Origin of the sequence: Hyphomicrobium sp. LHD-15 (assembly GCF_031157355.1) — a bacterium.
GTDB lineage: Bacteria > Pseudomonadota > Alphaproteobacteria > Rhizobiales > Hyphomicrobiaceae > Hyphomicrobium_C.
Genome location: NZ_JAVIFT010000007.1, coordinates 93556 through 120227, shown reverse-complemented (window position 1 = coordinate 120227; position 26672 = coordinate 93556). Strand labels below are relative to the sequence as shown.

At 60.1% G+C, this 26672-nt stretch carries 23 protein-coding genes and 1 tRNA gene; 4 read left to right on the top strand and 20 right to left on the bottom strand.

What is annotated here, in order from left to right; translation table 11 throughout:
- Positions 1–14: 14 nt before the first annotated feature.
- The 9 genes from RCO24_RS17790 to RCO24_RS17750 all read right to left on the bottom strand — a co-directional run bounded on the left by RCO24_RS17790 (position 15) and on the right by RCO24_RS17750 (position 14941).
- Positions 15–6458 (bottom strand): hypothetical protein, encoded by a 6444-nt coding sequence (locus RCO24_RS17790; RefSeq protein ID WP_308964018.1) that lies wholly within the window; start codon positions 6456–6458, stop codon positions 15–17.
- A gap of 1794 nt (positions 6459–8252) precedes the next feature.
- On the bottom strand, positions 8253–8777 hold the full coding sequence (locus tag RCO24_RS17785; RefSeq protein ID WP_308964016.1) for a hypothetical protein: 525 nt from the start codon (positions 8775–8777) through the stop codon (positions 8253–8255).
- Positions 8778–8804: 27 nt separating this feature from the next.
- On the bottom strand, positions 8805–10673 hold the full coding sequence (locus RCO24_RS17780) for a hypothetical protein (RefSeq protein WP_308964014.1): 1869 nt from the start codon (positions 10671–10673) through the stop codon (positions 8805–8807).
- 51 nt (positions 10674–10724) lie between these two features.
- Complete coding sequence (locus tag RCO24_RS17775; protein WP_308964013.1) at positions 10725–11090, bottom strand: hypothetical protein; 366 nt, start codon at positions 11088–11090, stop codon at positions 10725–10727.
- A complete protein-coding gene (locus tag RCO24_RS17770; protein ID WP_308964011.1) occupies positions 11087–11773 on the bottom strand; it encodes a hypothetical protein in 687 nt (228 codons plus the stop codon). Before RCO24_RS17770 ends, RCO24_RS17775 begins: the two co-directional genes overlap by 4 nt.
- A 105-nt stretch (positions 11774–11878) precedes the next feature.
- The gene (locus RCO24_RS17765) at positions 11879–12850 is read right to left on the bottom strand and encodes a hypothetical protein (RefSeq protein ID WP_308964010.1); all 972 of its coding nucleotides are present in this window, start codon (positions 12848–12850) and stop codon (positions 11879–11881) included.
- 366 nt (positions 12851–13216) lie between these two features.
- The gene (locus RCO24_RS17760; protein ID WP_308964009.1) at positions 13217–13393 is read right to left on the bottom strand and encodes a hypothetical protein; all 177 of its coding nucleotides are present in this window, start codon (positions 13391–13393) and stop codon (positions 13217–13219) included.
- 140 nt (positions 13394–13533) lie between these two features.
- On the bottom strand, positions 13534–13797 hold the full coding sequence (locus RCO24_RS17755; protein WP_308964008.1) for a helix-turn-helix domain-containing protein: 264 nt from the start codon (positions 13795–13797) through the stop codon (positions 13534–13536).
- A 100-nt stretch (positions 13798–13897) separates the two neighbouring features.
- Positions 13898–14941 (bottom strand): hypothetical protein, encoded by a 1044-nt coding sequence (locus RCO24_RS17750; protein WP_308964006.1) that lies wholly within the window; start codon positions 14939–14941, stop codon positions 13898–13900.
- A gap of 326 nt (positions 14942–15267) precedes the next feature.
- Between RCO24_RS17750 and RCO24_RS17745 the strand changes: the two genes are divergently transcribed.
- Positions 15268–15531, top strand: a complete 264-nt coding sequence (locus RCO24_RS17745; RefSeq protein WP_308964004.1) for a hypothetical protein — start codon at positions 15268–15270, stop codon at positions 15529–15531.
- Between the two features lie 14 nt (positions 15532–15545).
- Complete coding sequence (locus RCO24_RS17740; protein ID WP_308964002.1) at positions 15546–16634, top strand: tyrosine-type recombinase/integrase; 1089 nt, start codon at positions 15546–15548, stop codon at positions 16632–16634.
- A 79-nt stretch (positions 16635–16713) separates the two neighbouring features.
- Here RCO24_RS17740 and RCO24_RS17735 read toward each other — a convergent pair.
- Positions 16714–16788 (bottom strand) — tRNA-Lys (locus tag RCO24_RS17735).
- 269 nt (positions 16789–17057) lie between these two features.
- Here RCO24_RS17735 and RCO24_RS17730 point away from each other — a divergent pair.
- The gene (locus tag RCO24_RS17730) at positions 17058–17996 is read left to right on the top strand and encodes a DMT family transporter (RefSeq protein ID WP_308964000.1); all 939 of its coding nucleotides are present in this window, start codon (positions 17058–17060) and stop codon (positions 17994–17996) included.
- 12 nt (positions 17997–18008) lie between these two features.
- Here RCO24_RS17730 and tgt read toward each other — a convergent pair whose 3' ends face one another.
- The 8 genes from tgt to coaD all read right to left on the bottom strand — a co-directional run bounded on the left by tgt (position 18009) and on the right by coaD (position 23610).
- Positions 18009–19160 (bottom strand): tRNA guanosine(34) transglycosylase Tgt, encoded by a 1152-nt coding sequence (gene tgt / locus RCO24_RS17725; RefSeq protein ID WP_308963999.1) that lies wholly within the window; start codon positions 19158–19160, stop codon positions 18009–18011.
- A complete protein-coding gene (queA, locus tag RCO24_RS17720; protein ID WP_308963998.1) occupies positions 19153–20268 on the bottom strand; it encodes a tRNA preQ1(34) S-adenosylmethionine ribosyltransferase-isomerase QueA in 1116 nt (371 codons plus the stop codon). The genes tgt and queA overlap by 8 nt, the downstream gene beginning before the upstream one ends.
- Before the next feature lie 320 nt (positions 20269–20588).
- Positions 20589–20834 carry a hypothetical protein gene (locus RCO24_RS17715; RefSeq protein WP_308963996.1) on the bottom strand — a complete coding sequence of 82 codons (246 nt, stop codon included), beginning with the start codon at positions 20832–20834 and terminating at the stop codon, positions 20589–20591.
- 48 nt (positions 20835–20882) lie between these two features.
- Complete coding sequence (locus RCO24_RS17710) at positions 20883–21110, bottom strand: hypothetical protein (protein ID WP_308963995.1); 228 nt, start codon at positions 21108–21110, stop codon at positions 20883–20885.
- 256 nt (positions 21111–21366) lie between these two features.
- Complete coding sequence (locus RCO24_RS17705; protein ID WP_308963994.1) at positions 21367–21747, bottom strand: DUF423 domain-containing protein; 381 nt, start codon at positions 21745–21747, stop codon at positions 21367–21369.
- 42 nt (positions 21748–21789) lie between these two features.
- Positions 21790–22263: a peptidylprolyl isomerase gene (locus RCO24_RS17700; protein ID WP_308963992.1), complete on the bottom strand. Its 474-nt coding sequence runs from the start codon at positions 22261–22263 to the stop codon at positions 21790–21792.
- 89 nt (positions 22264–22352) lie between these two features.
- The gene (locus tag RCO24_RS17695) at positions 22353–22841 is read right to left on the bottom strand and encodes a peptidylprolyl isomerase (protein WP_308964080.1); all 489 of its coding nucleotides are present in this window, start codon (positions 22839–22841) and stop codon (positions 22353–22355) included.
- Between the two features lie 265 nt (positions 22842–23106).
- A complete protein-coding gene (gene coaD, locus RCO24_RS17690; protein ID WP_308963991.1) occupies positions 23107–23610 on the bottom strand; it encodes a pantetheine-phosphate adenylyltransferase in 504 nt (167 codons plus the stop codon).
- A 103-nt stretch (positions 23611–23713) separates the two neighbouring features.
- Here coaD and RCO24_RS17685 point away from each other — a divergent pair, with 103 nt between their 5' ends.
- On the top strand, positions 23714–24022 hold the full coding sequence (locus tag RCO24_RS17685) for a hypothetical protein (protein ID WP_308963990.1): 309 nt from the start codon (positions 23714–23716) through the stop codon (positions 24020–24022).
- Positions 24023–24061: 39 nt separating this feature from the next.
- On the opposite strand, the gene RCO24_RS17680 is transcribed toward RCO24_RS17685, so the two are convergent.
- Entirely contained in the window at positions 24062–24526 is a 465-nt protein-coding gene (locus RCO24_RS17680) for a c-type cytochrome (RefSeq protein ID WP_308963988.1), read from the bottom strand.
- Between the two features lie 75 nt (positions 24527–24601).
- Positions 24602–26353 (bottom strand): PQQ-dependent dehydrogenase, methanol/ethanol family, encoded by a 1752-nt coding sequence (locus RCO24_RS17675; protein ID WP_308963986.1) that lies wholly within the window; start codon positions 26351–26353, stop codon positions 24602–24604.
- Positions 26354–26672: the final 319 nt, after the last annotated feature.

Sequence of the window (26672 nt, the reverse complement as noted above, 5' to 3'; positions counted from 1 at the left end):
CCTATTACTCAAAACTAAGCAAGGGAATTTGCGTGTTCTTGCGCGGCACCGTTGTCTGCCTGACGTCCGCTACCGACTAACTGATAGGTGACGCTCTGGGCGATACGCCACGTGTAGAACGGCCCCATGCGGATCGAGAACAAAGCTGTCCCGTGTCCGGTTACCGACGACTCCGTCATCCTGACCTCGAGCATGAGCATCAGTGCCGCGCTTATGAGGCCCGCGACATCCACCTGCCCGCGCGCGATCATGATGACGGATACGGCGAGCACGCTCGGACCACCCGATGCCGTCTCCATCGTTCCCTTGATACCGACGAAGAGCTGAACGATGCCGTTTATCGGCCCGAAGCTGAACCCGAGCGTGGCGGACGCACCAATGGCGATCGAAGCGCTCGCGGTAAGAGCACCCGTTGAGGGCAAATAGCGGCCCCACACTTGAACCCAACCGGACCCACCGAGAATGAAGATCGTGATCGTGAACGGGTTCGAAGATGCGCCGAGCGCGGCATGAGTCGTGATGGAGAATTCGGGATAGGCGCGCAACTGCATTCCAGTGATGAGACGGAGCCCGGTGACACCGAATGTCCCTGCCTGGAGCGGCGGAACCGGCAAGTCCATCACGCACTCGACACCTACGGGTAGTGCGCCCTCCTGCATCACGCCCACGGTGATGCCGCCCTGTGCGCCCAGCCCCTTAGCATTGCTCATGAACTGATCGAGGAACGAGAGCTCTGGCGAGAGCACTATATTTTCGGGGCGCAACCCGAAATCCATACGGCCAGCCTTATCGAAAGAAAGCGGCGTATTCCTGAAGGTGACGATCTCCTTGCCGCCGAACGCAAGCTGCCAGGAGCCATCCACTCTGCCGCTGGAGTCGCGCTCGACTTTGCCTGCTTCATCAGTCTCGATACGCGCCTTGCCGGAGAACTTTCCGTCTTTCAGTGTCACGGCCAGACCGGCTAACGAGAACAATGCCGCGCTGCCGTCGATGGTGATCGGCCGCACTTCCGCATCTAGCCACGCACGTCGCGTCTCCTTGTCGAGACCGTGTTTGACGATCACCTGGTCGGCTGCCGACGCCGGAACGCCGAGGGATGGGAAGAGATTTGATAGTTTCAGACCCGCTATGTCGGGGAACAGGTCTGCGAGCTTGAAGTTCTCAAACTGCGGCAGCAATCGTCCTGTTATTGCGCCCATCGGGACCCGGAGTCCGATGCCCTTGAGTTCGCCCCCGACCCGATCGACGAGCGCTGCGACCGGCGTGGTCCCAACCTGCTTTTCAAACTCCTTGAAGTAATAGCCGATCTGCTTGCGGTTGAAGTCCATTTGCGGGACGATCGGCGCGTCGCCAAAGGCACGCACAAGCCTGATGGCCGCGTCGCTCGTGAGGAATTGTGGAGCATTATCAAGTTTCGTTTTCACAGTTTCTACGACGTCTGCCTCCAATCTGCGGAGCCCCGTCTCGAACTCCGCAATCCTAGCCGCAAGTCCCTCTTCACCCTCCTTCCCGAACAGCAATTTAAAAAGATCCACATCCGCCGCCGAATTCGCCAGCTTTGAGGCAAGCGTTTTGGCCGCTGCGGCGTCTACGGTTTCGATGAAGGACTTGAAAGCGTCCCCTTCAATTGCCAACTTGAGTTGGTCACGGATCTCGGCTGTGGCGCCATTGATGCCGTCCCTCACCCGTTTCGGAAGCTCCAACTTGACGAGACGCTCAAGTTGCGACGCAAATGCAGCCACGTTCGCATCCGCTTCCTCATAGGCCTTCTGAAGATCAACCTCCAGAGATAGCCCGATCGATGTTCTGCCCGGAATCTTGCCCCTGCCTTCTTTCAGAAGGGCCGCGATCCTCTTGACAGCCGGCAACTCTGTCGACGTCAGGGTGCCCAGCTTCCCGATACTCTTGACGAGTGTGTCCCGCTCGTTGGCAATCTCCTTCAAAAATAGCGCGTAATCGGCTTTTGTTTTTTTTGAAAGCTCCTGCCACGCGGAGCGATAGGCGACGCGTGCAGCGCGGAGCGGCAATGCGAGCTCAGCAATAAATCTGCCGCGTAGCGCCGCAACGTCTTGCTCGACAAGCTTCCCGACGGCCGGAACCACCTGAGAGACACGATCCAGGAACGGCGCGATGTGGCGGTCCAGCGCCGCGAGCAGTTCGGCCTGCTTGCGGTCCACTGCAGCGTCGATTGCGTCCGGATCCGTGAGAGCCTCAACCTCGGTCCTTAGACGCGACAGCTCGGCGGTGAGGACGTCCGTAAGCGCGTCAAAACTCGGCAGCTTCTCCAACACATCATCCAGACGGCCGATCGGCGTCGACACGTCATCGATGGCCGTTGAGATTTGTTTCTCCAAGGCATGCAAAGAGTTCAGCGTTTTTTCACGGATCTCTTCAAACGGCCGCTTAGCTTCGAAGGCAGCGAGGATTGTAGACTTTATTCTATCGGCAGCTTCAGACGTAGAGGCTTCGATCTGGCGCTCGATTCGGACGCGCGCGCCTTCGAGCTCGTTGAGGCATACCTCCTTGAGCTTGTTCGCCCATTCATCCGAAAGCGGCTTGTTCAGCCGCTCCGTCAGCTGCCTGGTATCCAGCTTTGCGAATTCTTTCTTGACCGCTTCGTACGACGTGGTCAGCTTGTCGTCCGGTGGCCTCATCTTGAAAAGAAAATCGCGGGAGGTATCGCTCAAGGCGCGCAGACGTTGAATCTCGGCGAGTTCCGCTGCCGGCGCGAACTCGTTTCGCGGCACGCGCCGCATGAGAGTCACCGAGTCGAGGATAGCCGACACCGCGTTCTTCTCGTCACGCTCCGCGCTCAGATTGGCCATCTTTCCAGGTTGCCGGTCGAGAATAAATGTAACCGGCTCGAAACCAGGCGTAACCCGCTGGTCAGAGGCAAGCGTGCCATCGGCGTTGTCGGGATCGTGAGTATTGATGGCGGGTGGCTCGGGCAGCGGACAAGCAACATAATCGACATTCGCAACTGTCGCCCAGCTGTCAGTATCGGCGCCGTCGGCGTCGATCGTCGATGTGAAGAAGACAAGTGTTTGCGGCTGTTGGATTGCGATGTAGTGCGGATTCTGCACTACCGGATCCGTCGAGACTCTCAACTCGACCTGTGGCTTCGGGTAGACATTCTGATCGTCCGCGGGACTCCACAGAGGAACTTTCCAACCCTTATCCGGAATGTCCTCGCCCCATCGGGAGTTCACAGGGATGAGGGTACTGCGGAATACGATGCCCTCGATGCAGCCTCGCCGCACGGATTCCGCACCATCTTCCGGAAACCGGCGCTCGGGTTGTAGGATCTCAACGTACTCCTTTACCTTTCTGAGAAACGGGCGCCCCTCGTGCCTGGGTTGCTCTTTGTCAAACTGCTGCGATGGAAGCGTGGCGCGCTCGTAGACGATGACGTGCTTGGCGCGGTTCCAGAACACCCCTATTCGTCCGATTCGCTCGATCGAATAGAAGTGCGTTCGCCCGTGCGTGGCCCGGTTAATTATCGCCGACTTGTCATTGGCGAAGCGGGCGCGCTGGTCGCCCCAACCGCCAAGTGCGGACAGATGCAACCGCCCCGCTTCGCCCGATGACGACCTGGGATTGCGCCAGACTTCCTCATAAATCTCGGTCGACTCGAAACCCCAGTCCGCTCCGCCGTCGAGCAGCAGTTCCGGCTCAACCCCGCCGCGACCGTCCTTATCGTCGTAAGGTGCCGCCGTCGGCTTCTTCAGCTTGACCGGCGCCAAGATCTGCGCGTTGCGGCGAAGCGTGAAGTCCACGCCCTGCGTAAACGGTTTAGTGACCCCGGTGATCTTGTCGTTGATTGCCAATATAGCAAGACGTCGACGCAGCGCCCGGTTCACATCCTCCGACACCGCGCGAAAAGAGCCGAACTCGCTCGCTTGCGCTTCTGTCGACACATCATCAGTCGTCTCCGTCGGATCGAGGGCCCGCGCGGAGAGCTCTTTGGACCACTCCGGCTTGTCCTCGATGAGCAAAGGTGGGAGAAAACCGAGGTCCGCGGTCAGCTCGGTGATCAGGCGGTCCGAGTTCGCCGTCACCGCGGTCGTCATACCGTAAAGCAGCTCGAATATCGCTTGCTTCAGGGGAGCACCGGGCGACCGCTGCCCGGCATGACCGAAGAGGCGACGGGTATTGAAGGGCGGCTCCACGATGCCGTTCAAATCCTCGCGCAGGCTCGTAAACAGCGTCAGCTCGGCATTCGGAGAGAAGCGGAAATCGGCATAGACATCCTTGCCGTCCGGCTCGTTCTGAGCGGGGTGGTGCTTGTCGGCGGGGTTGAAGCGCTTAAGCGCCGTCTCGCCGATGGCCTGCGGCGGCATCAGCAGCTTGTAGCCGCCGCGCTCGGCCATGATCCGCCAGTAAGGGCCATCGCTGCCGTCACTATCCCACCGGGCAAGCTCGCGCCCCTCAGCGGTAGGGATCAGCGCCGGCGTCACGATCTTGGCGACAAAGAATGGTGCCGGATCGATGACTATCAATTTTCGAGCCGGCAGCGGTTTGCTGGCGGACTTGAGCGAAAGGGAGACCTTCTGTTTACGATCCGCGCGCGCCTGCAGGCCTTCTCGAAGATCGCGGCCCGCCGACTCCTCGACCCGCAAGGTGGGCTTTATGTCGAAACCGCCGCCTCCGATATCCGAGGCTGCCTCGGCTCCGAGATCGATCACCAACGGCGCATTCAAGCCCTCGACGTCGTGCGGATGCGGGTCCTGCGTTGCGGGCGAAAAACTGTCAACCGACAGGTCGTATTTCATGTCGACCTTTACGATCTCGCAGAGGCGGCGAACCTCTTCGACCTTGTCGCTCTGTGCGCAAAGCTCGTCCGCAAATCGCAAGCGAAGATACGATACGTCGTCGTTGCCGTGCGCGTCTCTCTTTGACGCAAGCGTGACCTCATGACTGCCCAACCGGAACGATCGTACCCGCGGCTCATCGCCAACGACAGATTGATCGAACTTGACGTCTATAAACGCGTCCGTATCGCTGGAACAATTCTCCCCGACGCAGTCCAAATCCACGAACTTCCTAAGCTTATCAGGCCCGCACTCGGATTTGATCTCAAACGCAAATTCCATTGGCTCGCTGCCTCGCGAGCCAACGAAGAACGGCAGCTTTGCTTTGCCCTCTAATTTCTTGTCTCCGCCTAGAACAGCGTCATGCAGAGTTCCCAACTGAAGTCGCCGCAGGGTCAGCCTGTAGACGAGAGGTTCACCCTTCTGTCTGTGTTCCCCAAGGCTGAATATGAGCGAGGCGGGGGCCGCGGTTTTTGCTGCCAGCACCGGGAACATTGAAAGGGGACGATCCCGCCTGGCCGTCGCAATGGAGTCGTAGTAGGGATACGCTTGATGGTTCCAGATGAGAGCGAAATTTTCGGTATTCGAGAATTCAAGGGCGAAAATATACCTTAAAGGATTTCCCGCGATGCGCCGCTCGCAGCACCAGAACGGAGGCTGCCGCACCAAACCTATGATCTTCTGGCCGGGCAACACCACATCGAGGGGCGCGTCGGCAGAGAGTTTGCTATCCTGCGCGTGCCAAAATTCGAACTTGAACTGAAGCTCGTAAGTGGCGACTGCGTCCACCTTCCAGCCCAAATGGGCCGTCGCCAGCGGCCCCTTTTGAAGACTAGGAATTATCTTTATATTTTCAGCTCTTACAATCTTGCGAATAGCCGGCGGAAAGCTGCTAGCCGATACCGTTGAGACATATGAAAGTGCTAACCCAACAGATTCTGACAGTGTCTTTTCTTTGTTCGCATATCCCGCGTGTGTCTCAAAATTCTTATACGTGATCTCATCTTCGTCGTCAGGCTCTGAGTTCTTCTCGAACTCATCGTCGTAATCGTCAGCCTCTCTTATCTTTTTAAATAGATCGGCCCATACGATTCTGGCCGTATTGTCCGCCTTACGCTGCAACCGCGCCGCCAGAAACCCATTTACATGGATCACCCGACGCCTCGGCAACATTCGCTCGGGTGCGACGGGGCAGATGCATCCAAGCTTCAACCCCACTGCCCTGAGTGTTGCGTCTAGCTGAGGATCCTCGTCATGATGGACCCTGGCAGCTTCTCCATTTTCACGTCTGTTCAGCGGGGAAACCTCAATAGTTGAGGATCCCTCGTCGCAGTCTAGACGCAGCACGGGCAACTTCGATGATCTCTTGTCGTAGAAATAGACGCGACTGACGCGCCTCGCGAGCAATTCTCTCCGGGTGTTCGGCGGCGCTTTTGGTGGCTCGTATCCTTTCGGTGAATCGATGGGGTGGGGCCCGTTGAGCGTGAATTCAGAGCTACGATAAATTTTCACGTCGAACTGCGACTTGCGGTTCAGTTTCTGATTGCGGTCGAAGCACACAACCAGCATTGCCGTTTCGCCAGGCTTGGTCCCCTTTGGTGCACTATCCTTGTCGAGTTTGAACTCTGCTGCGAGGAGGACATCCATCTGATAAATCCTCTAATCAATCATAAAAACAACGCCACATCGCAATGACGGCTTTGCGCAATCTATTTAATCATCGTACGGTATATCATCCATGCCCAAGAGCAAGAGTGCAGAATGCATTCGCTTGACGTCGGCGTGATTATCTTTTTTTATGCCTCGGGAAGCGTCACCTTAAGCATCTGAGTTTCTCAATTTCGAAGTCCGTTCTACGGATGTGCGATAGCTCGGCCCGCTTGTGTTTGCGCTCAACTCCGCAACCGAGTCCGTGCATACACGTCGGCCTCAGATGGTCGTCCTATCAATCCTCGTGAGAGATGTTCAGCGCCGCGGCATTGGCATACTGTCATTGCACGATGCGTCGTGCTCGGTTCTGAGGAGAGCATGCGTGACGACATCCATTATCGTGTTCGAACAACTGCCCTTGCGGTTTTAGTGCTCCATGCAGCACCAGCATTAGCCAACCGGCCTGGCTCCACGATCATCTATGACGATGGAGGCTGTTCGGTGTATGCGCCCTTCGACATACCCGACATACCCGACATTCCCTCAATCGCTTGTCCTGGACTAAGCGGTCTGTAACCTCAGCAAGAGCGGCGGAATGCTGAAGCCAATGGCTACATCGACGCCATCCTCACCAGGGTCGACATTCGCCTCGGTCCGCGTCGCCACATATGTGGCCATGTTGTGCCTGATTAAGATGAGGCATCTTGCACTGCCCCCGCTCGAGCATCGGCCGCGATGGCCTTTCTAGGTCTCCCAACACGGGTGACCGTTTGACGGCGATGCCACCGTGTCGGCCAACGCTCTATCGGGACGCCCTCTGCCACAAGTGTTTCTAAGAGTTCCGCTGTCGCGATGAGATGTGATTGCGCTCGAGCTGGGAACCCTCTCGCGTCCCGCTCCTCCCGCCAAATGCGAGACAAATAGTCAGGGGTCATGCCCAGAGCTTCCGCAAGCCGAGGGTTTAGTCCGTCGTGTCCCAAAACTGTGGCAAAGCGACTTTGGATCTCACGGCCGGAAACTTCCAATGGCCGGCCGGCTTGCCTGATCGGCACTATACGTTTGACCACAGGCTGCACGCGCCAACGGTCAGGCCACTCGTCACGGCCGATGTTCCGAGCTGAAAGCAGTTCCAAAAGCTCTGCAATGGCGACAAGTTCAGTTCGACAACCTTCGTAGCGACGCCTCTCAGCCCAGGCGAGCCGCACGGTCTGTTTTGCCAATCCTACTGCTACTGCCGCTGCCACCGAGATCGTCACCTTCTCAGGTCCCAGCAGTTTTACGAACCTGTCTCGCAACGCATCGTCGGCAGCGAGCGAGCGACCACTCCAACGCTCGGGCAACTCGGCCTCGCCTTGGCATTTGGCCCGGACGAACTCGAGGAGCTCAACAACCGCCAACACAACAGGCTGCGGAGGATTATTGAACCTCTCGCAGGTACAGCGAAGCGCGAGCGCAAGACGCTCGCGCCACTGACCGCCAAGCAACAGGCGCATGCGATGTTCAAAGGACAATTCCGACACTTCAATAAACCTCCAAGGCCTATTCCAATCCCTTTTTGAGACGGGACAAAGCGTGAATCGCCACGCTCGTATTGCATCATCACCGAACGCAGCACCGTTGATTTGATTCACGCATTAGCCCCAGATGCCCTGTAACGGCATCCGAGAAATTTTGTCTTTGGTCAAAACCTGCGCCCGGTTTTTCGACAGTAAACGCGCGGTCCCGTGGCCCTCTAACCATATGAATCAGATCCCCCCCTCCCCCATCCCTACAGTCCCGGTGTCCTGACTTTCATTCTGCATCGGCTAACCTCGCCGCCTTCATCGCCGACCTAACGAGACGATCGAGGTCCTGGAGCTTCTCAAGCCGGCGAAACAAATTGATCTGGGCTGGACGAAACCAGGGGCGAGCCGGCATGGCCGGGCGGCCGCGCTTGCGCCTTCGAGCTTTCCGCAAGCGTCCACTTCTACTGCGCTTGTCGACGACACCGGGGTAAAGGAGTTCACCCTTCGCGCTGCCTTTCGTGCCGAACTCGATCCAGAAGAGGTAGTAGGCGGCCTTCTGAATCGCGATTGTGATCATCCCAAACGACCACGTGGTCTCACCGGATCGACCATCCGTGTCCTTTTTCAGCGCCGCTTCCGAAGCAAGCGCGTCCCGAGCCTTACCCGTATCAACGGGGATAAGGCTCACAGCCTCCTCTTGCGCAGCGATCATCTCGCGGTCGTATAGCTCGAAGCAGAGCTTGCCCATCGTGTCGGCAAACACATCGAGCTTTCCTATCAACTGGTCAGAGCCTTCAACGTGAGACATCATCGTTCCATTCTTGGTTGTCGCGATAGGTCAAGCGAGCCCTCGGCGTTCACGTATGTCGGAAACTGTCTCGACCGCTTGACTGACAATCTGCGGGCTTCGCCGTACGACAACGCCTTCCGCAGTGCTGACAACGCGGGCATCAAACTCAGAAGTGCCGTGGACATAAACGTGCACCTCGCCGCCCGTACGAGATGCCCCTTTCGCCGGCGCGAATGCAGGACCTGTCAATTGCGAGAGGTCTGGAATTATTGTTCCTGGGCTACTTGGAATGAACAGCTCTGGCCGGCGCTCGCCGACCAGATAAGCCAACCCAGGAACGACCGGTCCACCTGCTTCGCGTTGGCCACCGAACGCGGGTAAACCTCCAAGAAGAGAGGTCAGCGCTCCTCCTAGCAAACCCCCGCCATCTCCCGGTTTGCTGCTTCCGAACAAAGGCTCGAGCACCAAATTCCTTGCAGATAGCATCGCGAGGTCTTCGAGCATGCTGGCGATCATGGTCTTCCACGACACTTCGCTTCCGCGGATCCAGGACGTGAAACCTTCTTCAAGGGCTCGCCCTGCTATGCGTGCGTGTTCCTGAAGAAGTTGCAGCTGCTCGGACTGCTCAGCAGTGGCCCGGCTCGCATTCACGCGCGCGGCCGCGCTGTCTCGAATACGCTTTATTTCCTCCTCGTTTGGCTCCCTGCCGGCAAGCCTGATCTGAAGCAACGCGCTCTCCTCAAGCGTGAGCCGTTTGGCTTCGTCGGCGGAAAGCCCGACTGTTCGGGCCCTCGTTTCCTCGAGTGCAAGGTCTCGATCCATGCCTTTGAAAATATTCTCGATCGACCTTTCACGGTTCTCACCGATTTGTTGTTGCCGTTTAGCCTCCTGCCCTGCTTCGAGTGTCCTCTGAGCATCAGTGTATTTCGTGATCAGCTCCTCGAGCTTTCTCTCACCGTCGGGAGCGAGCGCAAAACCCTGCTGCTCGTGATCCTGTCTAATTTTTTCCCGCATGACGTACGTTGCTGCCGCGGCCGCACCCATGTTTAGAGCCGCAGCCTTGGCTTCAATCATGCGGATTTCGCGTTCGATCGATGCCAATGAGCGATCTGCCTCGGGAGTAGCAACCGACGCCGTCCATCTTTCTTTCTCAATCGCAACGATCTTTGCGATGACATCGCGCTGCGCGTTCAGAGCATTCACCTGATCTTGCAGCCCCATGCCCCAGCCCCGTTCGAAATCTGCATACTCAGCGAGCACACCCTTCAAGGTGTCCCACCAATTTTTAGATTCCTTCTTTCCGGAGACCATCGAAGCTTCGATGGCTTTGATCTTTGCATCAATCCGATCGAGCGATGTCGCTAGTGTGTTGTATGTCTGCTGTTCGATCGGCGCGAGTTCACGGATTGTTTGAGCTAGATCTGATGTCCTTTCCGCTACCTTTTTCAGAGTCCTCTGCGCAAAATTGTCAGCAGTGGCGTCCGCTTTTGCAGTCGAGGCCTCGAACCCCATGAGCGAGACCGCTGCGTGGCTTGCCTCCTTCTGCACGGCAGAAAATGCGATGCTTGCCAGGTCGAGCAAAGCGTTTTGCACTTCACCGACAGAAGACTTTACGGCATCGAATTCCTGCCCAGCGCCAACACTGTTCGCAACCTTCTCGCCCACGGCGCCGACTTGTTGAATGACAGCGCCTGCCGTCGCCAGCGCTCCGACGGCGATGTTCAATCGACCGGCTAATGATCCGATCGAGCCGCCGACGCGGCCAAGCACACCGTCAAGAGCACCCAATCCCGAACTCGCATCGGTACTAAAGGATCTGATCAGAGCCTGCGCGTCTTTGATGCCGTCTTGTAGAGGGCCTGTCGCGGCGCTGATGACGATTTTGAGATCCGAGACCTTGGAAAAGCCTTCAGGCATCATGCGCTCCTTGTCGCGTTGGGTGGAATGACGGCTTAGTCGAGGAGAAGGCTATTGGCTTTGCCTGCGCTCCGCGTTCCATCGAACGGTTCTCGCAATCTCTTCTCGTCCCATGGTCAGCGAGAACAGGAACACGGAAAGATCGTCATGATTGGTCAGACCCTTTTTGAAGATCCACTCGTCGATTTCGGCCAAACTCGGAATGGCAGGAACTGGCGGCGTCGCCACCTCAAGGATAGCCGCATACATGCGGGCTATTTCCTCGAGCTTGCACTCCTTGTGCTCTAGGCGCTCGGCCCAAGGCGCTACGGGTCCGACCAGCCATTCGGCGCGCTGAAGTGTCCGAAGACAAAACGGGATGTGAAACGCGCGACCGCACACTTCGATCTTGAGAGCTTCGCCAAGTTGTACGGTCATGCCGCTTCCTTCATTTCCAGGGGTCGGAGTCGGTTTGGCACCACCGTCTTTTGCTTTCCGTCAGTGGAAGCGTTAGCCGGCTTTGCACTCTTGCGTGGGGGCGAGATTGTGTAGATCGTCTCTCGCTGCGGAGTGCCGCTCGGCAAGTGCAGCACGCGCCCGGTCAACTTGTCCTTCACGCGCTCGCGGCTCTTTTTGACCTGCGGATGACGTGCAATCATCCGGAGCAAAATGGATTCCGGAAGCGGGACGATGCCAAGCCGTACCGCCCAGGTTCGGTAGTTGCCGACAAGCTGCTTGTCGCGAAATCGCACGTGGTGCGCTTGCCCATCTTCGTCGACACTGGCCCAGAGAATGAACTCGGTGACGTGATCGCTGGCTGGAAGAAGGGCAGAGCCGCGCTCGATAGGCGGCGGAATTGCTCGCGAGTTGCAGAACAAAGGGGGCTGCATCGCCGCTGGAGAGACCTCGGCGCCGGTACCGCGGACTCGGACGTCCGGTCCCTGGACTCGGTCAATATGACCGCGACCCTGACCTTTGGGACCACCATGGACTCCCGAGACCAGTGTGGACTCAACGCCAATCGAGCCGCGGACTCCCGAGTTGCCAACCCAGCGCCACGCGACAACAGTCGCGAGCAGGATGGACAACGCACCCACTACGATCGAGTCAATGCTAAGCATCTGACCTCCTCCGCAGCGACCCGCCGGCGTGAGGCCGCCAAGCCGCCGCGACGATCCAACAGGGGCACGCTGGCCCCATTCCTTTCCGCGCGATAGACAACGGAGTCATCCCGCCGCCCCCTGCGTGTTACCGGATGCTGGCGGCCATTCGCTCGGCACCTGCCACGATGTCTGCTTGCGGACGACGGCGGCTTGGCGGGGATCGGCGGTCTCGAAATATTCGAGCCAGCGCGTCCACTGCGCCATGCCGGGCATGATGACGAACTGAGCGCCGAAATTGCGCGCGCGGGCGATCTCATCGCGGATATTCGCAACCGTCAGCTTGCTCGACTGCGCGGCGAGCCGCTTCACCGCCGCGTCGAGCGCAGGGCGCCCGATGCCATGCGCGGCGGTGGCGATCTCGACAAGCGCCTCGACCGGTGCCTTGCCTAGCGAGAGCCGCTTGTCGGAGGCCAGCAGCGGCGCGATCAGACCGTCTACCGCGTCTCGGTGCTTGCCGCTCTCGAGCAGCGCTGCCAGCCAGGCAGCCTTCCCATTCAGAGATTTTGCCTCAAGTCCCCCATCGGGGGATTTAGGGGGAAGTGATCTCTGATCTTTGATCTCCCGCGCGCGATCTCTATTAATAGGGGCGTGCCTTCCGTCGGCGGCACCCGTGCAACTTTCAGGGGTTGCACCCGTGCCGTCTGTGTGCGGCACGTCCATTTCGGAGGGGGTGCCGTCTGTAGGCGGCACCCCCTCGTCCGTCTCCGGTTCGTCGATCAGCACGCGGTAATGGCAGAAAGCGGTCTTGGTTTGCTTCTGCGTGCGGCGCTCCACATAAAGCCACTCGACGAGATCGCTGATCGCAGCGTTTACAGTATTGCGGTGCATGCCAAAGAGGTCTGCGGCAGCCGTCTGGGAAAGCTGGCACCAGCCCTGCTTCGTGTTGACCTTGCCGATTAGTACCAGCACGCGCAGATGCGCGAGTGTCAGGCGCTCGTCAGTGGCGGCGCGAGGCGGGACGTGCGAATAGCGCGCCGCGTCCCAGTCCTCGATGCGCTCGACTTCGCGAACGCGCTTCGTTGGATTGACGCTCATGAGCGCAGCCCCATGCGGGCGATGTCGATACCGCTTGCGTTCACAGGACGGATAGAAGCTACGCCGACGGTGGGCGTTGATGCGGCGCCGATATGTTCTCGTGTCATGTGCCCTCTGTTCACAATCGTGAGGGCGCACTTGAGCGAACAGAGAAATCATGAGATCCTCTCCGCTTCGAGCAGCGCCCCTGTGCTGCTCACCTACCGAGCGTTCGGCCACACCGAGCGGTTCGGTCGTTTCGGAAAGCCCTGCAGTTGATCGCTGCAGGGCTTTCATTTTTGTTACGCGGAAGAACAACCCGCCATCACGGCGACACTCAAAGGCACGCAGACCAGATAGCGGTAGGGGCGTGAAGCCCGCCCAGCGCTAAATCGGAATTGGAACCGGGAACACGTAGTTCCCCGGCGGATCTGCACCGTAGATTTCGCGATAAGCGACTTGCATCGCCCGTCCCATCTGGGCCCGAGCGCCCACGATCGCGTCGAGCGCGACAAGCTCCGCGGCTTGGCGCGCAACGTCCGCTTCAATACTGGCCAGCAACATGCGTCCGTCTTGTGCGCGATTGGACGCTCGAAAGCCGTCTGCGCCTAAGCGTGCCTCCAGGTCGACTAGAAGAGCACGGAGATCGTTTTCCATCCGACGCGCATGCGCGAGGCTTGCGATTGTTCGGTCGCGCAAATCGATCATGCCCGCTCCCCTATTTTAGGAGGCGATATTTGACGACTTGCGTCGAGTGCAGTGATCAGGTCTGCGCCGCGATAGAAGACCTTTCTCCCGAACCTGGAGAATGGCAGAGCAGAAATACCTGCCCGCATACGCTTGCGACGCATGGTGTCGACCGACACGCCGAAAAGCTCGGCAGCCTCAGGCTCGGGGTAATATGTCTCGGGATCAAGTTTCAGCGGCTTCGCACCGCCGGCGGTTGCCACGTTCGAGCCGTGCTGCATTCTTTGACCTCCACTGCATACGAGTGCACGTGAGGGTCATTGACTGCCTGAATCGCCAAGAAGAGCGCGAAACGGAAAAAGGGGGTACGGCCTTAACCTGTTATTTGAGCGACGCTTTTTTATTTTTTGCACTTCCGGCTTTGGAGCGGAAAGAGCGGCCTTCCCCATACTTGCGCATTCTCTTGTCGTCGGCATCCGTCACAAGTTGCAGGCCGACCAGCTCTCCAAGTTCCTTCACAAGCGAATGAACGACACCGGACCTTTTCGTAATGCGACCCACCGCAAACGAACTGTCTACTTGGGAAACAGTAGCCCCCCCAACTCGTCGGTTTGCAAATACGGCTGCCGCCAGCTGAATGTGCTCGGTAACGACATCATGGGCGTAGAGTGGTGTTCGACTATTGAGTGATCGATCTTCGTCGAGTGCATGCCGCGCCACCGAAACAGCCGCAAGGAGCTCATCGCGGTCAGCGACGAGCCGGCCATCCCGAGCAACTATGGCAAAGTCTGGAAAAGGGTAACGCCCTGCGTGCCGGGCCAGCAAGTCTTGGCAATAAAATGACAATTCATATTCCGCGCGCGTCGCGAGCAGACCATTACAGCCATCCGCCAGAGCATTTTCACACCGGCGTCGGAATAGCTCAATTTCTCGCTTAGGTGATAAATTTTTCCTGATCCGAACTGCACGAGGAAAGCGGCTCCAGACCGGTGTGAAGACCGCTCTGCGCAAAGTTGGATGGATAACAGTTCTTACTTGCCGCCTCTGCCCTCTCCTCTCAGCAAGTCGTCCATAAAGGAGGCCGATGCTCTTAGCCAAGGTGCTATATTGGCTACCGCTAACCCGATAGTCCCTTGCGATCGTCAAGAGGCGCGCGAGGGCGTATGCAGTCAACTTGATATCCACTTCGTCGACTAACGCAGAAGCTTCGCCGTGTTCCGCAGTAAATTCTTGAAGGGTACGAAAAACGCGTTCAACCAAGCTGTCCGCAACGGGATCAAGCTGGAGTGCTAGTGGATCTTCACGGTTCCCGATCCGGCTGCTAATCAAACGAAGAAGGGCATTAACGTCGCGAATATCGTTTAAGTCTTCGGCGTCCGGCAAATTCCAGCACGGATCATCGCAAACATCCTCCGCATCAGGCATGTGCCCTCCTGCCTATGAATCGGACCAACGAAAGCTGCCAACAAATCGCGAGTTGGACCTCTGACAGACGATCGCCCCTTTTTCCGTTTTGTCACGCCACTCGCATGCCACCATACAAGCATTCGAACGCAGCCGACGCACGTCCGCACATATTCGCTGGATTTCGGTCGCGCCAGCAGTTCGATGTAGGCGTCAACTCCAATCTCCACAGATTTGTGTAGTCGGTTGCAAACACATGGCCCGCGAGCGCGAAATCGAGCGGCCCTACGCTCCTCACCAACACCTCTCCGAGAGAGGCTCGCGGAACACTGCGAGGATCACACCTCATGCCTAGAGCCCGCTCCCGCCGTGAAACCCTGCCTCCGAGCCTACCGCCTCGCGGACTCTCCCGCGAGGAAGCAGCTGCCTATATCGGCATCGGCGCCACCAAGTTCGATGAGATGGTTGCAGATGGTCGGATGCCAGGAGCCAAGCGAATCGACAGCCGCAAAGTCTGGGACCGCCATCGGCTTGACTCTGCATTCGCCGCCTTGCCCACTGATGGAGGCGACGACTCAAGTGAGGACATCTGGAGCCGCGTCGCCGTATGAGGGCTGACGCGGACATGATCACGGTCAAGATCCCATACGTCCACGAGGACGTTGACCGGCATGGCAACGTCCGCATCTATTTCTGGCGTAAAGGTCAGCGTAAAATCCGTATTCGCGAAGCGCCAGGCACCGAAGGCTTCGAGAAGCGCTATCGTGAGCTCCTCGCCGAGAGCGAGGCAGGAAAGCTTGCCCCTTCAGACAGCGCGCCCGGGCGCATAGCGCCGGGAACCTGGCGCTGGCTGTGCGTCGAGTATTTCAAGTCAAGCGAGTTCAAGTCTCTCGACCCGACCACCCAGCGCCCCCGCCGCGGCATTCTCGAGTCGACCTTTGACGAGATTCTGTTTCCCGGCTCGGACGAAACGTTCGCCAGCTTTCCCCTTGCCCGCATGACGTCGAAATCCATTCGCGTTCTGCGCGACCGCAAACGCAAGACGCCCACAGCGGCCAACGGGCGCGTGAAGGCTATCAACGGCGTTTTCAATTGGGCGCTGGCCCAAGACCCGCCGCTAGCGCAGACGAACCCAGCGCGAGATGTACCGAAGCTCGCGACCCCCAGCGGCGGGCATCATACGTGGACTGTCGACGAGGTCAGCCAATTTGAGGAGCACCATCCGATCGGCACCATGGCGCGTCTCGCGCTGGCAATCTTTCTGTTCACCGGAATTCGCCGCTCTGATGCCGTACGTCTAGGCCGCCAGCACGCCCGAGACGGATGGTTCAAGTTCCGCCAATGGAAGAACCGCAACCGGCATCCGGTCGACATTGAGATTCCGATCTTGCCTGAGCTGGAAGAGATAATCAGACAATCACCGACCGGAGACCTCACTTACATTGTCACCACGTACGGCATGCCATTTGCCGACGCCGGATTCGGCAACAAGTTTCGTGAGTGGTGTGATGAGGCGGGCCTGCCGCAATGCTCAGCCCACGGGCTGCGTAAGGCCGGCGCGACCCTGGCCGCGGAGAACGGCGCGACAGTCCACCAGCTCATGTCGATATTTGGTTGGCTGACCCTCAAAGAGGCCGAGCGCTACACCAGAGCCGCGGAGCGAAAGAGGCTGGCCAAGAGCGGCATGCACCTGCTTGTCAGGGGCAAAGAATGAACAAAAGTTTCCCACCATTTTGGTGAGATCGGTTTCCCACTTCTCTAAACATATGATATAGAATGGAAATTCCAAGGGGTGGTGAGCCGGGAGGGAATCGAACCCTCGACCCCATGATTAAAAGTCACGTGCTCTACCTCTGAGCTACCGGCCCGAAGCCAACCGCAAACCCGAGCGGCCGACCTCAATGAGAGTGCGCTTTCTAAGGGCCGACCGGCGAACGGTCAAGGCAAGCTCGCACCCTGATGACAAGATGCCCAAGGAATTAGGCGCCCGCACCACCCGGAGCCCGGAAAACCCACCCGCTATCGAGGCCTCCGACCGCGGATTTCCACGCCTCGTACTTTCTTCTCAGGAAAAATGCCGCGTCGCTTTCGCACTCCGATGGAGTAAGAGAGCGCATCCTCACGAGCCCGGCGCGCCATGCAAAATGCCATCGATCCGCAGAGCCTGGACGAAACCGCCCGCAATCGCCTGAAGGCCATCGGCCTGATGGTGGCGGCCGTGGCCCTCTTTTCGTGCCTCGACACCGCCGCGAAGTATCTCGTGACGAAGGAAAATCTCGGCGTCTGGCAGGTCGTGTGGGCGCGTTGCATCGGCCAGTTCACGCTGATGCTGATCCTGCTTCCTGCCTTCGGCGTCATTGGCGCCAAAGCGCTCTTCATAACCAAGCGGCGCGGCCTGCAGATCCTCCGCTCAGGCTTGCTGTTCGGAACGACGGCTTTCAACTTTCTGGCCCTCGAGTACCTGCGTCTCGATCAGACCGTGACGATCGTGTTTCTGGCCCCGCTCGTCGTGGCACTGTTGGCGGGGCCATTGCTCGGCGAATGGATCGGCCGCAATCGCCTGATCGCGATCCTCGTCGGCTTCTTCGGCGTCGTTGTTGCGGTGAGGCCGGGCTTCGGCGCCATCCATCCGGCGGTCATCTATGCCTTCGCGGGTATGCTGGTCTATGCGCTGTTCATGCTGCTGACGCGCTACATGGCGCACTTCGATCCACCGCTCGTCACGCTGTTCCACTCGATGTTCGTCGGCACCTTCGCCGGCGCCCCGCTCGCGTTCTTCAACTGGCACGCGCCGATGAGCCTCTCGGCTTGGGCGCTGCTCTGCGCGCTCGGCATCTTCGGCGGCGTCGGCCACTGGCTGTTCCTGCACGCCTATCGGCTCGCGCCCGCATCCTCGATCGCGCCCTTCATCTACATGCAGCTTCTGACCATGGTCGCCTGCGGTTACGTCGTGTTCGGCGACTTGCCGGACGTCTGGACGCTCGCAGGCGCGGCGCTCATCGTCGGATCGGGCGTCTACCTCGTGCACCGCGAGCGCAGTCTCGCCAAGGAAATGGTCGACGCGCCGCCTCCGTGACGCGGCAAGGCTTCACGCAGCCCTTGCCTCCGGCTTCGCAATGCGCGCCTTGGTTTCTTCCGCCCACGCAGCGAACCGGCGCTCCTCGATGGCCGCGCGCATCGCCGCCATTAGGTCCTGGTAGAACACCGTGTTGACCCACGAAAGGATCATCGCGCCGAGATACTCGCCCGAGCGGATCAGGTGGTGCAGGTAGGCGCGCGAATAGTCCCGCGCCGCCCGACACGAGCTTTCGGGATCAAGCGGCGCATTGTCTTCGGCATGGTAGGCATTGCGCAAGTTCACCGTGCCGTTCCACGTGTAGGCGAGCCCATGGCGCCCGTTCCGGGTCGGCAACACGCAGTCGAACATGTCGACCCCGCGCCGAACGGATTCGATCAGATCGAGCGGCGTGCCGACGCCCATCAGATAGCGCGGCTTGTCCTGCGGCAGGAACGGCAGCGTGGCATCCAGCGTCGCCAGCATCAGCTCGTGCCCTTCGCCCACCGCTAGCCCTCCGACCGCATAGCCTTCGAAGCCGACGCCAACCAGAGCCTCGGCCGAGCGCCGCCGCAGCTCCGGATCGATACCGCCCTGCACGATCCCGAACGACGCCTGCCCCGCAGTCACTGCGCCGCTTGCACGTTGCGCCTCAAACGCACGCCGGCTCCGCTCCGCCCAGCGCAGCGAAAGCTCCATCGCGCGCTGCACCTCGCGGCGCTCGGCGGGAAGCTGAATGCATTCGTCAAACTGCATCTGGATGTCTGCGCCGAGCAGGCTCTGGATTTCGATCGAACGCTCCGGCGTCAGCATGTGCCGCGACCCGTCGAGGTGCGATTGGAACATCGCGCCTTCCTCGGTGATCTTGCGGATCTTCGACAGGCTCATGACCTGGAACCCACCGGAATCGGTGAGGATCGGCTTGTCCCAGCGCATGAATTTATGCAGCCCGCCAAGCTTCGCGACGCGCTCCGCACCCGGGCGCAGCATGAGGTGATAGGTGTTGCCGAGCAGAATGTCGGCGCCTGCTTCACGCACCTGCTCCGGATAAAGCGCCTTCACGGTCGCAACGGTGCCAACCGGCATGAACGCCGGCGTACGGATGATGCCGCGCCCCGTCACCACCTCTCCGCGCCGCGCAAGTCCGTCGGCGCCGAGCGCGCGATAGTGAAACGTCTCAGTCATGGTGTCCCTTGTCGGCAGGATGAGGTGTCGGCGCGCGCAGCAGGAACGACGCGTCGCCATAGGAATAGAACCGGTAGCCGCCAGCAACCGCATGCGCGTAAGCGCTCTTCATCGTCTCGAGACCGGCGAAGGCCGAGACCAGCATGAACAGCGTCGAGCGCGGCAGATGGAAATTCGTGAGCAGCACATCGACCGCGCGGAACCGATAGCCCGGCGTGATGAAAATATCCGTATCGCCCGCGAACGGCTGGATCGCGCCGTCCGGCGCGGCAGCGCTTTCGAGGATGCGAAGCGACGTCGTTCCGACCGCGATCACACGTCCGCCCCGCGCGTGCACGGCATTGAGTGCGGCCGCCGTCTCGGCGGAAACCTCGCCGTACTCCGAATGCATTTTGTGCTCGGCGGTATCGTCTGACTTCACCGGCAGAAACGTCCCTGCGCCCACATGCAGCGTCACGAAATGGCGCGACACACCGCGCGCGTCCAGCGCCGCGAACAGCTCCGGCGTAAAATGCAGCCCCGCGGTCGGCGCGGCAACCGCGCCTTCACGTTCCGCATAGATGGTTTGATAGCTGGCCCGGTCGCGCGCATCCGGCCCACGCTTGAGCGCGATGTAAGGCGGCAGCGGCATTTCACCAACGCCCTCGATCGCGCGGTCGAGGTCCGCACCCGCGAGATCGAAAAGAAGCTCCACTTCACCCGCACCGAGCCGCGCCGACACCGTCGCCTCGGGCGACGAAAGCAGGCACGCCATATCGCTCTCGGAACCGAAGCGAACCCGATCGCCGACGGCGAGCCGCTTCGCCGGCCGCGCCAACGCCCGCCACCGGCTCTCGTCCACACGGCGCAACAGGTTGAACGCAACGCGCGACCGAAGCTCACCGCGGATCCGGATACCCTCCAGCGCTGCAGGAATGACGCGCGTATCGTTGAGCACCAGCGCATCGCCCGGATTGAGCAGCTGCGGCAGCTCCCGCACGACGCGATCGGAAAGCAAAGGCCCACCGGTAGGATCGACGACCAGCAGGCGCGCAGCATCCCGCGGCTCCGCCGGGTAAAGGGCGATGCGGTCCTCGGGCAGCTCGAAATCGAAAAGATCGGTGCGCATGGCCGCTCTCATAGCCTCAACAGCGGGCCAAGAGGAACCCCTGCGACAAGAGAGCGTTTAATTCACAAGCCCACGAAAACGAGGAAACCCCGTGCCCGGCCCCACCAAACCGACACGATCCCCAGCAGATCCCGACCCGCATCGGCCGCCTGAGCCCGTAAGGCCCGATCCGACGAAGGAGCCGGTCCCGCCGCCCGACGAGCAGCCGGAGCCCAAGATCGACCCGCCGGAGGGCCCAGCGCAGCCCCTGCCCAAATGGGTTTAGCTGCCGAGGCGAGCCGCGTGTGCCCACCGCGAGCCTGTCCGGCGCTTGGTCTGCTTTAGGAGGCCAAGTTCCGGCGCGTCACAATCCAGTAGGCCATGAACACCGCCACGAGCGCCACGACAGTCCCCGCCGGCAATCCCTGCAGGAACGTGTTGGCATTCGTGGCCACCGAGGCGACGAAATCGCCGCTGCTCGACGGCCCGAGGATGATGTTGAGAAGCACGCAAAGGATGACGATCAGCAGCCCGGCCTCGACGACAAGCCATCCGGCGTTGCGAACGTGCGCGATAAAATCAGGCATGAACGGCCGGCGCGGGGTTTCAGCCCCGCGCCCTCCCCTGTTTGATTGTCAGGCGATCGTACGCTTCGAGAACAGCCAGAAGATAAAGCCGAGCGCGATGAGCCCGACGAGACCGTTCGTGCCGAGTTCCTTCACCATATTGACGATGTTGGCGACGACGCCGCCGAAAAACGGCACCGTGCCGCCAGCCAGCAGCGACGCGACGATGGCGAGCGCGATAAGCATCAGGCCTACTTCGGTCAGGCCGGCGATCCAGGACTTCGTGGTGTTGATCATTTCCATGTCGTCTCCCCCAAGCGGGTTTGGTTGCAATGAGCCGAGCGCGCGGCCCGGCGCGAAAACGCGAGCCAAAACACTCACCAGCACTTTTTATTGAGACGCCATTCACCTGCAGCACATGCCACGCCGGCACAATTCCGACGCAGCGACTCAGGCTGGACTGTTGCAAGCGTAATCCACCCGGCAGCAAATTCAACTACCAGGCAGAGACTTGTCCAATATTGCTGCAACGCAATGAGAAGAGCGCGCCCGCTCAGCCGCTTTTGAACGCGGTGATGACACCGCTCAAAGACGCCACCAGCCAGCTGATGATTAAGAGCGACCCGCCGATCGGCGCCGCCATCGGAAACAGCCGGTCACCGAGCAGAACGCGCGCCGCCACGTCCCCCGAGAACAGCGAGACCGCAAACAGCATCAGCGAGCCCGCCACCAAAAAGCCGGTCGGCCACGTCGCGTTTCCGGCCAGCGCCGAAAGCGCGAGCGCGGCCGCACCATGCAGGATCAGAAAGAGCGCGGCAGTCGTGAGTGAGGGCTCGGCCACCCGGTGTGCCGCGACGGCGGCGAGCGCAACGCCCGCAGCGCCGAGCAACCCGGCGATGCCGATGTTCCAATACGCCCACACCCCGCCCGACATGCCACGCTCCTTCACAATCAATTCCAAACGTTCCGGCTAGGCTTACGCTGCGTCCGCCGCAACCTTCACCGAGATCATCTTGTCCGGGTTCTGCACCGGCTCGCCGCGCTTGATCTTGTCGACGTTCTCCATGCCTTCGATCACCTGTCCCCAGACCGTGTACTTCTTGTCGAGGAACGTCGCGTCGTCGAACACGATGAAGAACTGACTGTTGGCGCTGTCGGGAGAAGCCGCCCGCGCCATCGAGCAGATGCCGCGCACATGCGGCTCAGCGTTGAACTCGGCCTTGAGGTTGGGATACTTCGAGCCGCCCGTGCCGGAGCCGTGCGGGCAACCGGTCTGCGCCATGAAGCCCTCGATCACGCGATGGAACACGACGCCGTCGTAGAAACCTTCGCGTGCGAGCTGCTTGATGCGCGCCACGTGGTTCGGCGCAAGGTCCGGCCTCAGCTGGATGACGACCTGTCCCTTCGTCGTTTCGATGATCAGCGTGTTCTCGGGATCGATATCGGCCATGGCAAAGCTCCACTAGAGGATGAAACAGAAAAAGCGCGGAGCCACGCGCACGTGCGGCTCCGCATCGGGCTTGAACGTCGGCGCGCGGATCAGTGCGCGCCCGAAGCCAGGTACATTTTGATGATCGTATCGGGCTTCGGCGGCGGCTCGCCCGGAGCGATCTGGTCGACGAACTGCATTCCGTCCACCACCTGGCCGAACACGGTGTACTGACCGTTGAGATTGGTCGCGTAGGTGAAGCAGATGAAGAACTGGCTGTTGGCGCTGTTCGGATCAGAGGTGCGCGCCATGCCGAGCGTGCCGCGCTCGAAAGCCGTCGGCGTGAACTCGGCCGGCAGGTCCGGAAGCTTCGAGCCGCCCGCGCCGGTGCCGGTCGGATCGCCGGTCTGGGCCATGAAGCCCGGGATCACGCGATGGAACTTGAGCCCATTGTAGAAGCCCTGCGCGGCAAGCGTCTTGATGCGCTCCACGTGCTTCGGCGCCAAGTCAGGCCGCAGCCGGATCGTAACCTTGCCGCCCTTGAGCTCCAGGATCAGCGTATTCGAAGGATCGTCCGCCACCGCGCCGGTGGTGACCATGCTATTTGCGCTCTTCGTGGTCTTATCGACGACCTGAATGTTCGGAGCGCTACCGCTGCAGGCGGTCATCACGAAGGCCAGTGCAAACGCGACCAAGCCTTTCAACGGAACCAAGTCCCTTAGAGACAGCAGTCCCCTGATCGTTTCCATGAGCGCTCCCCGAGCCCTTGCTGTTTGTCGTCGTGGGCGGAATTCGACGCCCGCCGTTATGGCCTGTCGCATCACGCCCGGCAACCCGGCATGAAACGATAAGCTTCTCAGTGCCTTACCGCTTACCCTTCGCCTTCGTGGCGAGTCGCGCTGCAACCGCCTTGGAAACGAACGGCGTTACGTCCCCGCCCAGGAGCGCAATCTGGCGCACGAGATTGGCCGCGATATGCCGAACCTGCGGCGAGGCGGCGACAAACACCGTCTGCACGCTGGGCGCCATCTCGCCGTTCATGTTGGCCATCTGCATCTCGTAGTCGAAGTCCGTGCCGTCTCTCAATCCGCGAAAGATGACCTCGGCTCCGAACCGCTGCGCGGCCGTGACCGCGAGATCCGAGAAGGTAACGACCTCGATCGGAATGCCGGCCGCCTTGGCGATCGGCTTCGTTTCCGCTTCCAGCATCGCAACCCGTTCGTCGTCCGCGAACAACGGCGACTTGGCCGGATGCACGCCGATCCCGATCACCAGCCGGTCGACGAGCCGGCTCGCGCGCGAGATGATGTCCGTATGGCCCAGCGTGACCGGATCGAACGAACCTGAGTAAAAGCCTGTTCTGCTCATGCCGCTATCTAGCCGCGCCGCAATCCCAAGAGCAAGTATGGCGCCTTGGCGTGGTCACCATCCTGCTGCACGGTCCGCCATGCACCAGCAACAGGAGACCCGAATGCCACCGCACCACGCGCTGAAAGTTGCATGTCGGCCGAAATCGATCGCCCCACTCGCCGCCTCCCTGGCTCTGGTCGCCCTCGGCCAATCGAGCTTGGCCTTGGCCGCCCCGGCCTGCGTCACCAAAGCTGGATCCGCAACCGGCATCACGCGCGGCTTCGCCGAATACGAGGCGTTCCTGATCATCCGCCAGGTAACGGGCAACTGGCCGATCGAACAGGATCGCTTCTCGAAGCCGGTCTACAAATGCGCGCAGGATGGCGTGCTCTGGACCTGCCGCGCCACCGCCAAAGTCTGCAAGAGCTGACCACACGCGAGATGACCCGCCACTTCTCCTGCCCGCGCGTCAGCGGCGGCTGGAGTCCTCGTCGTCATCTTTCGACTGATGCGCGTAACGTTGGGCTTCGTATCTGAGATAAGCAACAATCTTCCAGATCTCGTCTTTCGTCAGCGCATCCTTGAACGCACCCATCTGCGTGTTTGGCCGCCCTTCGGAGATCGTACGAAACATCAGCTCGTCCGTGTTAGCCCCCTCAGGCCCCCACGCCCCGTGAATGAGCTGCGGACACTTCCCGCCGATCCCGCGCGTGCTGTGGCATTGCTGGCAGTTGCGTCCGAACAAATCCGCGCCCTCCAAAAGGGCTGCGTGATCGCCCGCGAAGGGGTTCTGTGACGCCTTTGACGCCGGAGCTTGAGACTGCCCCCCCGACATTGCGGACACGTTGCCGAAGTGCGCCGAAGCGGCAAGGCTGCCGAGCAACACGACGGCAGTGATCGCCCGCAGGTGCGACCGAAGGAAATTCCTTATCATGCGATAGTCCCGATTGTTGTCAGTGCCGAGGGTTTCGGTCCCGCCCGAGAGCGGGACCGATGCCGTCCGTCGTTGCTAGTTCGGGAGCCCGAACAGCATGACACCGCCGCCGCGGTTGTGCGTCTTCATGAACTCGGCATAAGCGAGCGGCCACAAGCTGCCGCCGCCCGGCCCATAAACGATGGCGACGACCTGCTTGCCGTTGACCGTGAACGTCGTGGGATTGCCGTGGATTCCGGTTCCGACGTTGAAGCGCCAGAGTTCCTCACCGGTATCGTCGGCAACAGCGCTGAAGTATCCCTCCGCGTCACCCGAGAACACGAGGCCACCCGCCGTGCTGACAAGACCGCTCGTCGCCGGGAAGCTTTGCGGCTTCGTCCACACCAGTTCGCCGGTCGTCGCGTTGAACGCCTTGAGGCCGCCCGTGTACGGATTGACCGACAGCACCTTCGAGCGAAGGAACCACTTGCCGCGTTCGAACTTCTGATCCTTGAGCTCGATGTTCATCGAGCTGTCGATGAACGGAATGTAGATCATCTTCGTCTTGGGGCTATAGGTTGCGGGATGCCATTCCTTGCCACCGTCGAGCACCGGCGCGATGTCGGTGACAAGCTTGCCCTTGACCGGCACCTTCGCCGGATCGGCGATCGGGCGGCAGTTCTCCTGCCATTCCTTCACCCAGTTCACGCGCGCGATCGGCACGACCCAGTTGCATTTGCCGTTCGTCCGATCGATCGAATAGAGGTGCCCGTTGCGATCGCCGTGCAGCCACACTTTGCGCCCCTGCTCGTCGTCGAGCAGGATTGCTTCGTTGTTGCCCGAATAGTCCCACGCGTCGTTCGGCGTATACTGGAAATGATACTTGATCTCGCCGGTCTCGACGTTCATGGCGATGGTGGAGTCGCTGTAGAGATTGTCTCCCGGCCGGCTATGCCGATCGAAATCCGGGGCCGGGTTGCCGCCACCCCAGAACAGTGTCTTTGTCGACGGCTCGTAAGAGCCTGTCAGCCACGCTGACGCGCCGCCGTTCTCCCACGAGTTGTTGCCCCACGTCTTGGCCTGCGGATGGTCCGCGCTCGTCGGGCGCGTGAACTGCTCCCAGATCTTCTTGCCCGTTTCCGGGTCGAGCGCGCTGATACGGCCCGCGTTTCCGCCGAGATCGCCGCCTGAATTGCCGACGATGACCTTCCCATCGGCGACGAGCGGAGCCGAGGTATAGATGTCACCGCTCGTGTAATCGCCGAGCTTGACCTTCCACACCTCCTTGCCGCTCCACGCATTCAGCGCCACGACTTGGGTGTCGAGCGTCGCCATGTAGACTTTGTCTTTATAGACCGCAACGCCGCGGTTGATCGCCTCGCAGCACAAGAACGGCCCGATATCGGCGGGCAGCGGATGCTCGTATTTCCAAAGGATGCGGCCGGTCGATCCCTCGACGGCGAAGACTTTGTTTTGGCTGGACGTGACGTAGAGAGTGCCGTTGACCGACAGCACCTGGCTGTCCTGCGCGTCGTTGACGCCGAACGACAGATTCCACAGCGGCACGAGCTTCTTGATGTTGTCCCGGTTGATCTGGGTGAGCTGGCTATAACGCTTCTGGTCGTAGCCCTTGCCGTAGTTCAGCCAGTTGTTGGCGTCCTTGTCGGCGTTCTTGAGCATGTCGTCGCTGACATAGTTCGGACGCCATTTAAACGTCGCCTCCAGCGTATCTATCCCGAGCGGCGGTTCTGCATCTTGCGCAAGAACTGTAGCCGATGGAACGATGAGAACGGCAGACAACAGCATCCTCGTCGCCGCCGAAGAGCGGCGAGCGCTTATTCTCGTCATGGGGTCTCCCTTCAGTTTTTTTTTCGATAGCTTGGTTCAAGCAGCCAAGCTTCGGCGCAGACTACGCAACTGCCGTGCCACCGCATGCGCACCGTCAAATTGTTGGAACTTTATATAGTTACATATTTGGTCGGCTGCGTACGCGCGCGACATCTGTAGCGTCCATGCCGCAGTTGGCATCTATGGAGCCGTCGCGACAACAGACGGCTCGCACCTGCAAACGAGCATAAAAAAGGCCCGGTTTGCACCGGGCCCAGAGCAGCCTCCGAGAGAGTGAGAGATCGGCTCTCGGAGACATTCGAAAACAGGAAGCGTCGCG

What these genes read in the sequence shown, in the direction of transcription:
- RCO24_RS17790 (WP_308964018.1), bottom strand. Translation starts at nt 6,458, where the DNA reads ATGGATGTCCTCCTCGCAGCAGAGTTCAAACTCGACAAGGATAGTGCA.
- RCO24_RS17785 (WP_308964016.1), bottom strand. Translation starts at nt 8,777, where the DNA reads ATGATGTCTCACGTTGAAGGCTCTGACCAGTTGATAGGAAAGCTCGAT.
- RCO24_RS17780 (WP_308964014.1), bottom strand. Translation starts at nt 10,673, where the DNA reads ATGCCTGAAGGCTTTTCCAAGGTCTCGGATCTCAAAATCGTCATCAGC.
- RCO24_RS17775 (WP_308964013.1), bottom strand. Translation starts at nt 11,090, where the DNA reads ATGACCGTACAACTTGGCGAAGCTCTCAAGATCGAAGTGTGCGGTCGC.
- RCO24_RS17770 (WP_308964011.1), bottom strand. Translation starts at nt 11,773, where the DNA reads ATGCTTAGCATTGACTCGATCGTAGTGGGTGCGTTGTCCATCCTGCTC.
- RCO24_RS17765 (WP_308964010.1), bottom strand. Translation starts at nt 12,850, where the DNA reads ATGAGCGTCAATCCAACGAAGCGCGTTCGCGAAGTCGAGCGCATCGAG.
- RCO24_RS17760 (WP_308964009.1), bottom strand. Translation starts at nt 13,393, where the DNA reads ATGTTGCTGGCCAGTATTGAAGCGGACGTTGCGCGCCAAGCCGCGGAG.
- RCO24_RS17755 (WP_308964008.1), bottom strand. Translation starts at nt 13,797, where the DNA reads ATGCAGCACGGCTCGAACGTGGCAACCGCCGGCGGTGCGAAGCCGCTG.
- RCO24_RS17750 (WP_308964006.1), bottom strand. Translation starts at nt 14,941, where the DNA reads ATGCCTGATGCGGAGGATGTTTGCGATGATCCGTGCTGGAATTTGCCG.
- RCO24_RS17745 (WP_308964004.1), top strand. Translation starts at nt 15,268, where the DNA reads ATGCCTAGAGCCCGCTCCCGCCGTGAAACCCTGCCTCCGAGCCTACCG.
- RCO24_RS17740 (WP_308964002.1), top strand. Translation starts at nt 15,546, where the DNA reads ATGATCACGGTCAAGATCCCATACGTCCACGAGGACGTTGACCGGCAT.
- RCO24_RS17730 (WP_308964000.1), top strand. Translation starts at nt 17,058, where the DNA reads ATGCAAAATGCCATCGATCCGCAGAGCCTGGACGAAACCGCCCGCAAT.
- tgt (WP_308963999.1), bottom strand. Translation starts at nt 19,160, where the DNA reads ATGACTGAGACGTTTCACTATCGCGCGCTCGGCGCCGACGGACTTGCG.
- queA (WP_308963998.1), bottom strand. Translation starts at nt 20,268, where the DNA reads ATGCGCACCGATCTTTTCGATTTCGAGCTGCCCGAGGACCGCATCGCC.
- RCO24_RS17715 (WP_308963996.1), bottom strand. Translation starts at nt 20,834, where the DNA reads ATGCCTGATTTTATCGCGCACGTTCGCAACGCCGGATGGCTTGTCGTC.
- RCO24_RS17710 (WP_308963995.1), bottom strand. Translation starts at nt 21,110, where the DNA reads ATGATCAACACCACGAAGTCCTGGATCGCCGGCCTGACCGAAGTAGGC.
- RCO24_RS17705 (WP_308963994.1), bottom strand. Translation starts at nt 21,747, where the DNA reads ATGTCGGGCGGGGTGTGGGCGTATTGGAACATCGGCATCGCCGGGTTG.
- RCO24_RS17700 (WP_308963992.1), bottom strand. Translation starts at nt 22,263, where the DNA reads ATGGCCGATATCGATCCCGAGAACACGCTGATCATCGAAACGACGAAG.
- RCO24_RS17695 (WP_308964080.1), bottom strand. Translation starts at nt 22,841, where the DNA reads ATGGTCACCACCGGCGCGGTGGCGGACGATCCTTCGAATACGCTGATC.
- coaD (WP_308963991.1), bottom strand. Translation starts at nt 23,610, where the DNA reads ATGAGCAGAACAGGCTTTTACTCAGGTTCGTTCGATCCGGTCACGCTG.
- RCO24_RS17685 (WP_308963990.1), top strand. Translation starts at nt 23,714, where the DNA reads ATGCCACCGCACCACGCGCTGAAAGTTGCATGTCGGCCGAAATCGATC.
- RCO24_RS17680 (WP_308963988.1), bottom strand. Translation starts at nt 24,526, where the DNA reads ATGATAAGGAATTTCCTTCGGTCGCACCTGCGGGCGATCACTGCCGTC.
- RCO24_RS17675 (WP_308963986.1), bottom strand. Translation starts at nt 26,353, where the DNA reads ATGACGAGAATAAGCGCTCGCCGCTCTTCGGCGGCGACGAGGATGCTG.